The sequence below is a fragment of the Kluyvera sp. Awk 3 genome (genome assembly GCF_028069715.1).
GTDB classification, from domain to species: Bacteria; Pseudomonadota; Gammaproteobacteria; order Enterobacterales; family Enterobacteriaceae; genus Kluyvera; species Kluyvera georgiana_A.
The window spans coordinates 1-8,686 of sequence record NZ_JANEWH010000169.1 but is presented as its reverse complement, the minus strand read 5'-3'; the positions used below and the strand labels follow the sequence as shown (position 1 = coordinate 8,686).

Annotated in this window: 7 protein-coding genes; 6 read left to right on the top strand and 1 reads right to left on the bottom strand. The window is 56.5% G+C overall.

All coding sequences use genetic code 11. From position 1 onward, the window contains the following. Positions 1–214: 214 nt before the first annotated feature. The 6 genes from pabC to ptsG all read left to right on the top strand — a co-directional run bounded on the left by pabC (position 215) and on the right by ptsG (position 6,221). Entirely contained in the window at positions 215–1,024 is an 810-nt protein-coding gene (gene pabC, locus NNN71_RS22145) for an aminodeoxychorismate lyase (protein WP_271459349.1), read from the top strand. A 1-nt stretch (position 1,025) separates the two neighbouring features. Next, positions 1,026–2,048, top strand: coding sequence for a cell division protein YceG (gene yceG / locus NNN71_RS22140; RefSeq protein WP_249022001.1), 1,023 nt, complete (start codon positions 1,026–1,028; stop codon positions 2,046–2,048). After that, positions 2,038–2,679 carry a dTMP kinase gene (gene tmk, locus NNN71_RS22135; protein WP_167576184.1) on the top strand — a complete coding sequence of 214 codons (642 nt, stop codon included), beginning with the start codon at positions 2,038–2,040 and terminating at the stop codon, positions 2,677–2,679. The genes yceG and tmk overlap by 11 nt, the downstream gene beginning before the upstream one ends. Next, positions 2,676–3,680 (top strand): DNA polymerase III subunit delta', encoded by a 1,005-nt coding sequence (gene holB, locus NNN71_RS22130; RefSeq protein ID WP_271459348.1) that lies wholly within the window; start codon positions 2,676–2,678, stop codon positions 3,678–3,680. The genes tmk and holB overlap by 4 nt, the downstream gene beginning before the upstream one ends. 10 nt (positions 3,681–3,690) lie before the next feature. Further along, positions 3,691–4,485: a metal-dependent hydrolase gene (locus tag NNN71_RS22125; RefSeq protein WP_065356304.1), complete on the top strand. Its 795-nt coding sequence runs from the start codon at positions 3,691–3,693 to the stop codon at positions 4,483–4,485. 302 nt (positions 4,486–4,787) lie between these two features. Further along, a complete protein-coding gene (gene ptsG, locus NNN71_RS22120) occupies positions 4,788–6,221 on the top strand; it encodes a PTS glucose transporter subunit IIBC (protein WP_064549167.1) in 1,434 nt (477 codons plus the stop codon). 202 nt (positions 6,222–6,423) lie between these two features. On the opposite strand, the gene fhuE is transcribed toward ptsG, so the two are convergent. Then, positions 6,424–8,601, bottom strand: coding sequence for a ferric-rhodotorulic acid/ferric-coprogen receptor FhuE (fhuE, locus tag NNN71_RS22115; protein ID WP_271459347.1), 2,178 nt, complete (start codon positions 8,599–8,601; stop codon positions 6,424–6,426). Between the last annotated feature and the right edge of the window lie 85 nt (positions 8,602–8,686).

Sequence of the window (8,686 nt, the reverse complement as noted above, 5' to 3'; positions counted from 1 at the left end):
TCTATAGGGAGCGAATAGAGTAAAATATTTTTTTGTAAAATTGTTTGTTTTGTAATCAGTGGCTGAAATATTTCTCGGCAATGACCTAATCCTGTTATGACTGTGTGTAGGGTGCGCCGAACGCAGAACGAGCGGTTCTGTGCCGTAAAGGTCCGGACGGGCTGTGAATTATTCACCCCGCCTGATACCCTTATATTAAAAATCAGGAGCGCAAATGTATTTGATCAACGGTAAAGCCTCTGACCTCTTACCCGTCGCCGACCGTGGGCTACAGTTTGGCGATGGCTGTTTTACAACGGCGCGGGTGAGGGAAGGGCGTATCGCTTTGCTGGCCGCCCATCTCGCGCGTCTACAGCAGGCCTGCGTTCGGCTGGCTATCCCGTTCGACGCGTGGGAGATGCTTGATGAAGAGATGCGGCGCATGGCGTTGCCGCATGCGGACGGGGTGCTGAAGGTGACGATCACCCGCGGCGCGGGTGGTCGCGGCTACAGTGCGGCAGACTGCCAGCAGCCGACACGAATTCTCAGCATTTCTGCCGCTCCTGCCCACTATGCCCGCTGGAAGGAGACAGGGGCGACGCTGGCGTTGAGCCCGGTTCCGCTCGGGCGTAATCCTTACCTGGCCGGGCTTAAACACCTCAATCGCCTTGAACAGGTGCTGATTCGTTCTCATCTTGAGCAGACAAACGCCGATGAGGCCCTTGTCCTTGACAGCGACGGGTGGCTTACGGAATGCTGTGCCGCCAATCTGTTCTGGCGCTGCGGCCGCGATGTGTATACCCCGCGCCTCGACCAGGCGGGGGTGAACGGTATTATGCGGCAATTTATTATCGCCCAACTGGCACCGACGGCCTATCGCGTGGTCGAAGTGAATGCGCCGCTGTCGGCGCTGGAACAGGCGGATGAAGTGCTGATATGCAACGCGCTGATGCCGGTAGTCCCTGTTCAACGCTATGCGGATGTGCACTGGTCAGCCCGCGAGCTTTACCAATTTTTAGCCCCAATTTGTGAGTCGTCTGATTAGCATGATGAAACTGTTACGCTTTGTTCTGTTGGTATTGATTGGTCTCGGCATTGCCGCTGGCGTCGGTATGTGGAAGGTGCGTCAGATGGCGGATAGCGCGCTGCTGATCAAAGAAGATACTGTCTTTACGCTGAAAGCGGGGACCGGTCGCCTGGCGCTGGGCGACCAGCTGTATGCCGACAAGGTGATAAACCGTCCGCGCGTTTTCCAGTGGCTGCTGCGCCTGGAGCCAGAACTCTCGCATTTTAAGGCCGGTACCTATCGCTTTACCCCACAGATGACCGTCCGTGAGATGCTGCAACTGCTGGCAAGCGGCAAAGAAGCCCAGTTCCCGCTGCGCTTCGTGGAAGGGATGCGCCTGAGCGATTACCTGAAGCAGCTGCGTGAGGCGCCTTATATCAAGCACACGCTCAGCGATGACAGCTACGCCACCGTCGCGAAAGCGTTGGCGCTGGATAATCCTGAGTGGATTGAAGGCTGGTTCTGGCCGGATACCTGGATGTATACCGCCAATACCACCGACGTGGCCATCCTCAAACGCGCGCATCAGAAGATGGTGACCCAGGTCGATAAAGTCTGGGAAGGGCGCATGGACAACCTGCCGTATCAGGATAAAAACCAGCTGGTGACCATGGCATCGATCATAGAAAAAGAGACGGCGGTGCCGGAGGAGCGCGATCGCGTGGCGTCGGTGTTTATCAATCGATTACGCCTCGGCATGCGCCTGCAGACGGACCCAACGGTCATCTACGGGATGGGGGAGAGCTACGACGGCAAGATTTCGCGTAAGGATCTTGAGACCCCAACCGCGTATAATACCTACACCATTTCCGGTCTGCCGCCGGGCGCGATTGCCAGCCCGGGCGAAGCGTCGCTGAATGCGGCCGCGCATCCGGCTAAAACGCCATATCTGTATTTTGTGGCCGATGGTAAAGGCGGGCATACGTTTAATACCAATCTTGCAGACCATAACCGGTCGGTGCAGGGTTACCTGAAAGTGCTAAAGGATAAAAATGCGCAGTAATTACATCGTCATTGAAGGACTGGAAGGGGCGGGCAAAACGACCGCGCGGGATGTGGTTGTGGAAACACTGCGCGACCTCGGCGTGAACGACCTGCTGTTTACCCGCGAGCCGGGCGGCACCGTGCTGGCGGAAAAGCTGCGCAGCCTGGTGCTGGACATTAAATCGGTCGGCGACGAAGTGATTACCGATAAAGCGGAAGTGCTGATGTTCTACGCCGCCCGCGTGCAGCTGGTTGAAACGGTGATCAAACCGGCGCTGGCAAGCGGGCAGTGGGTGATTGGCGATCGTCATGACCTTTCCACCCAGGCCTACCAGGGCGGCGGCCGCGGTATCGATCGCACGATGCTGGCGACCCTGCGCGACGCGGTGCTGGGGGATTTTCGCCCGAATCTGACCATTTATCTCGACGTGACGCCGGAAGTGGGCCTCAAGCGCGCCCGCGCTCGTGGCGATCTCGATCGCATCGAGCAAGAGTCGCTGAACTTCTTTAACCGCACCCGCGCGCGCTATCTTGAACTGGCGGCGGCGGATGACAGCATTATCACCGTTGACGCGACCCAACCGCTGGAGAAAGTGATGAGCGATATTCGCGCCGCGGTCACCGGGTGGGTAGCGGAGCAGCAGGCATGAAATGGTATCCGTGGTTACGCCCGCCGTTTGAACAGCTCGTCACGAGCTATCAGGCCGGACGTGGTCACCATGCGCTGCTGGTTCAGGCGCGCAGCGGAATGGGGGCTGACTCGCTGGTCTACGCCATCACCCGTTTTCTGATGTGCCAGAACCCGGACGGCCATAAAAGCTGCGGCCAGTGCCATAGCTGTCAGCTGATGCAGGCGGGAACGCACCCTGACTACTACGCGCTGCAGCCCGAGAAGGGCAAAAGTACGTTAGGCATCGACGCGGTACGTGAGGTGAGCGAAAAGCTGTACGAGCATTCTCGCCTGGGCGGGGCAAAGGTGGTGTGGATAGCGGATGCTACGCTGCTGACCGAAGCTGCCGCCAACGCGCTTCTGAAAACGCTGGAAGAACCGCCGAAAAATACCTGGTTTTTCCTTGCTTGTCAGGAGCCTGCGCGGCTGCTGGCAACGCTGCGTAGCCGCTGTCGTTTTTTCCATCTGGCGCCGCCGAGCGAACAGTACGCGCTGGCGTGGCTGGAGCGAGAAAACAGCGCCTCGCGCGATACGCTGCTGACGGCGCTGCGTTTGTCCGATCATGCGCCCGCCGCGGCGCTGGAGCTGTTGGCCCCTGAGACCTGGGCCACGCGCGAAAAATTTTGTCAGGCGCTAGGCGTGACGCTCAACAGCGGCGACTGGCTGGCGTTTTTGCCCTCGCTGAACCATGATTCAGTCGTGCAGCGTTTACACTGGCTGTCGTCATTACTGCTCGATGCCCTCAAATATCAGCAGCGCATTACGCGGCTGACCAATGCCGATAGCCTGCCGCTGGTCGCCCAACTGGCGCAAACGCTGTCCGCCGCGCGCCTGCAGGCGATTGTCGCCGATGCTTGCGCCTGTCGTGAACAGCTGCAAAGCGTCACGGGGCTGAACCGCGAACTTATTCTCACCGAGCGCCTTCTGCGCTGGGAACAATATCTGCAACCTGGTGCGGTGCTGCCGGTATCCCACCTCTAAGAGAGACATTATGTTTTTAGTCGACTCGCACTGCCATCTCGATGGCCTTGATTATCAATCCCTGCATAAAGACGTGGATGACGTGATGGCGAAAGCCGCCGCGCGTGACGTCCGTTTTGCCCTGGCGGTGGCGACGACGCTGCCTGGCTATCATCGTATGCGTGAGCTGGTGGGCAATCGCCCGGAAGTGGTCTTCTCCTGCGGTGTGCATCCGCTCAATCAGGATGAACCGTACGATGTTGAAGAGCTGCGCCGTCTGGCGGCAGAAGAGGGCGTGGTGGCGATGGGCGAAACCGGCCTTGATTACTTCTATACGCCGGAAACCAAACCGCAGCAGCAGCTGTCGTTCCGCCACCATATTCAGATAGGCCGTGAGCTGAATAAGCCGGTGATCGTCCATACCCGCGATGCCCGCGCTGATACGCTGGCAATCCTGCGGGAAGAAAAAGTGACGGATTGCGGCGGTGTACTACACTGTTTCACTGAAGACGTGGAGACGGCAGGAAAGCTGTTGGATATGGGTTTCTATATCTCGTTCTCCGGGATTGTGACCTTCCGTAACGCGGAGCAACTGCGCGAAGCCGCACGCTATGTCCCGCTGGACAGGCTGCTGGTTGAGACCGATTCGCCTTATCTGGCGCCGGTGCCGCATCGCGGTAAAGAGAACCAGCCGGCGATGGTGCGTGACGTCGCTGAATACATGGCGGTACTGAAAGGCGTTAGCGTTGAACAGCTGGCGCAGCAGACCACCGAGAACTTCTCGACGCTCTTCCATATTGATCCCGCCCGTCTGCAATCCGCCTGATTTCAGAGCTTATTTTAATGCTCGTAATTAATGGTTAAAGCGAGTACAGTTCACCGCCGTAAAAGTGGCGGTGAATGTTAATCTTGCAACATGCGGACATGTTTTATGTAAAGATTATTCAGTTTTTGCGCCATAGCTCTTTGAAACGTGATAGCCGTCAAACAAAATCACAGGGAATTATTTTACTCTGTGTAATAAATAAAAAGGGCACTTAGATGTCCTGTCCCTGGTGAGTTCCTCCCCTCTCACCGATGCGTGAAAACGTAGATAAAAGTACAAAAAACTCAGGAGCACTCCTTATTATGTTTAAGAATGCATTTGCTAACCTGCAGAAGGTCGGTAAATCGCTGATGCTGCCGGTTTCCGTGCTGCCTATCGCAGGTATCCTGCTGGGCGTCGGTTCCGCAAACTTCAGCTGGCTGCCAGCCGTCGTTTCTCATGTTATGGCAGAAGCAGGCGGTTCTGTTTTTGCTAACATGCCGCTTATCTTCGCTATCGGTGTGGCGTTAGGCTTCACCAATAACGATGGCGTATCCGCACTGGCCTCAGTCGTCGCTTATGGCATCATGGTGAAAACCATGGCTGTGGTTGCGCCGCTGGTACTGCACTTACCGGCTGAAGAAATTGCCGCTAAACACCTGGCTGATACCGGTGTTCTCGGCGGTATCATCTCCGGTGCCATCGCTGCGTACATGTTCAACCGCTTCTACCGCATCAAGCTGCCAGAATACCTGGGCTTCTTCGCGGGCAAGCGCTTTGTACCGATTATCTCCGGTCTGGCCGCTATCTTCACTGGCGTGATCCTGTCCTTCATCTGGCCGCCAATCGGTACTGCTATCCAGACCTTCTCTCAGTGGGCTGCTTACCAGAACCCGGTTGTCGCGTTCGGTATCTACGGCTTCATCGAGCGTTGCCTAGTGCCGTTCGGTCTGCACCATATCTGGAACGTTCCTTTCCAGATGCAGATTGGCGAATACACCAACGCAGCAGGTCAGGTCTTCCACGGCGATATCCCGCGTTACATGGCGGGCGACCCGACTGCGGGCAAACTGTCCGGTGGCTTCCTGTTCAAAATGTACGGTCTGCCGGCAGCCGCTATCGCTATCTGGCACTCTGCTAAACCAGAAAACCGCGCCAAAGTGGGCGGTATCATGATCTCCGCAGCGCTGACCTCGTTCCTGACCGGTATCACCGAGCCGATCGAGTTCTCCTTCATGTTCGTTGCGCCGATCCTGTACGTTATCCACGCGATTCTGGCTGGCCTGGCGTTCCCGATCTGTATCCTGCTGGGTATGCGTGACGGTACTTCCTTCTCTCACGGTCTGATCGACTTTATCGTTCTGTCCGGTAACAGCAGCAAGCTGTGGCTGTTCCCGATTGTCGGTATCTGCTATGCGATCGTGTACTACGTTATCTTCCGCGTGCTGATTAAAGCACTGGATCTGAAAACGCCGGGTCGTGAAGACACCACTGAAGAATCCAAAGCGGGCGCAACCAGTGAAATGGCTCCGGCGCTGATTGCAGCCTTCGGCGGTAAAGAAAACATCACCAATCTCGACGCTTGTATCACCCGTCTGCGCGTGAGCGTAGCCGACGTCGCCAAAGTGGATCAGGCTGGCCTGAAGAAACTGGGCGCTGCGGGTGTGGTTGTCGCAGGTTCCGGTGTTCAGGCGATTTTCGGGACCAAATCCGATAACCTGAAAACCGAGATGGACGACTATATTCGCAATAACTAAGTTATTTCGAAGTCGAAAATTTGGGGAGACTAAGGCAGCCGAATGGCTGCCTTTTTTACGTCTGACGGATGGGGACTGGTCCCGGCGGCGCTTCGCCTGGACGGGCTACCTGGAACCTGTAGCTCAGGCGCCGGGGAGCGCGATGCTCAGGCAGACAAAAAAGGGAGCCTTATGGCTCCCTTGGTTTTGTCTGGCAATTAAATCAGAACTGATAGCTTGCGGTAATGCTTACGTTGCGAGGTTCACCGTAAACGATAGAACCGTCGATATTGGTATCGTAGGTTTTATCAAACAGGTTGTTGATATTGCCCTGCAGGGCAAAGTTTTTCGTCACCTGGTAGCGGGTGAACAAATCCACCAGCGCATAGCTGCCTTGCTCGGCACGGAAAGTGCCGTACGGCGTTACCGTGTCTTTATACACGCGGTTCTGCCAGTTCACGCCACCGCCGACGGTCAGCTCCGGCATCACCGGCAGACGATAGCGGGTAAACAGCTTCACGGATGTGCGTGGCAGGTTCGGGTTTACCGCCTTGCCATCGCTGTCTTCTGCGACGTAGCGGGTCGCCCCGAAGGTCATCTGCCAGTTATCGGTGAGCGCGCCGTTAATTTCAAACTCTACGCCTTTGCTGACGGTGCCGTCGACGGTGGTGTAGGCGATTTCGCCGTTGCTGCCGGCAATCGGCACGCCGGTAGACTGTCCCAGGTTATCCTGCTCGATACGGAACACGGACAGGGTGGTGGTCAGGCGGCTGTCCATCCAGTCGGATTTCAGGCCCACCTCGTAGTTGTTGCCGGTAATCGGCTTCAGGTATTTACCGGAACTGTCTTTGTCGTTTTGCGGCTGGAAGATAGAGGTATAGCTGGCGTAGGTAGACCAGTTTTCGTTGATGTCATACACCAGGCCCGCATACGGCGTAGTGTGGTTCTGCTCCATGGTGTAGGACAGCGTGTTAACGCTCCAGTTGGTGTAACGCGCGCCGACGATCAGGTGCAGCGGGTCGGCCAGCGAGATACGCGTCGCGGCGTACAGCGACTTCATGCGCGTGGTGTCGTCCTGCGCCAGGCTTTGCGGATCCCAGCTGGTTTGCGGGAAGCTGGCGCTGTTGAAGTTATAGAAGCTGCCAATCTCATCCGGGAAGACGTTGGCCCACGAACTGTAGTAGCGGTTATTCTGTTTGCTATAGCTGCCGCCGAGCATCAGGTTGTGCTGGCGCCCGAACAGGTCATAGCTGCCGTCGGCGTACAAATCCAGCGCGTCTACTTTACGCTTGCCGCTGTTCCAGCCCGTACCCCCTACATAGTCATAGCCCGGGCCGTAGCTGCCGTACGGGCCGACTAACGTACCGTCGGCTTTATTGACGTAAGCATCGATGTACATCATTTTACTGTCGAACTTCACCTCGGAGTGGGTGGCGTTCAGCGTTGCCTGCCAGGTATCGGCGAAACGCTGCGTCAGGGTCATAAAGACCTTATTGATGTCTTTATCGTTGTAGGCCCAATCCGGTGAAGTGCTGTGCGCGCGATCGTAATGGTTGGTGCTGCCGTCGGTATTCCAGCGCGGCAGGCCGCCCCAGGTTGGGCTATTGATATCGATACGTTGATATTCATAGCCAACGGAGAGCGCGGTGGTGTCGCCCAGATCGGCATCGAGAATGCCGGAGAAGAAGGTTTTGTCGTTATTGTAGCGGTCAAGCCAGGAGTCGTTGTTCTGATAGCCGGCCACGATACGCGCACGCACTTTACCGTCCTCGGTCAGTGGGCTTTGCAGGTCGGCAACGTAGCGCTGCTTATTCCAGCTACCATATTCGGCAGAGAGATTGCCTTTAAACGTCTGGCTGGTGGCGTGTTTGCGAACCATGTTGATCGAGGCGGAAGGGTTACCGGTGCCGGTCATCAGGCCGTTCGCGCCGCGGACCACTTCCACGCGTTCAAACAGCGCGGTATCGGAAAGGGCATCGCCCAGATTCCAGCGGGATTCAAAATAGGTCGGAATGCCATCGACCATATAGTTGTCAATTTCAAAACCGCGAGAGAAGTAGCTGGTACGGTCGGAATCGGCCTGGCTGCTGGTAATGCCCATGGTGTTGTTCATCACGTCGCCCAGCGTTTGCAACTGCTGATCCTGCATACGTTGCTCGCTGACGATGGTGACCGACTGCGGAATATCGCGCTGGACCATCTGCATCTTCGTGCCAGCAGTGGTGGTTTTCACGCTGTAGTCCTGCGTTTCGCTATCGTTGCCAGTATTGCTGGTGCCATCAACGATAATCGTATCTTCACTGGCGGCAAAGCTTAAGCCTGGGGACAACGCGAGCGCGATGCCCATCGCCAGCATTGACGGCGCCAGACGGCCGTTGCGGATATTGGAAGTGTGAGACATATAAACCCTTAATCAATCGTCATTATTTTTGTCCGCCGCTCTGTGGTGACGGTCGTGTTATAGGCCAACGCGCATGCATATAATG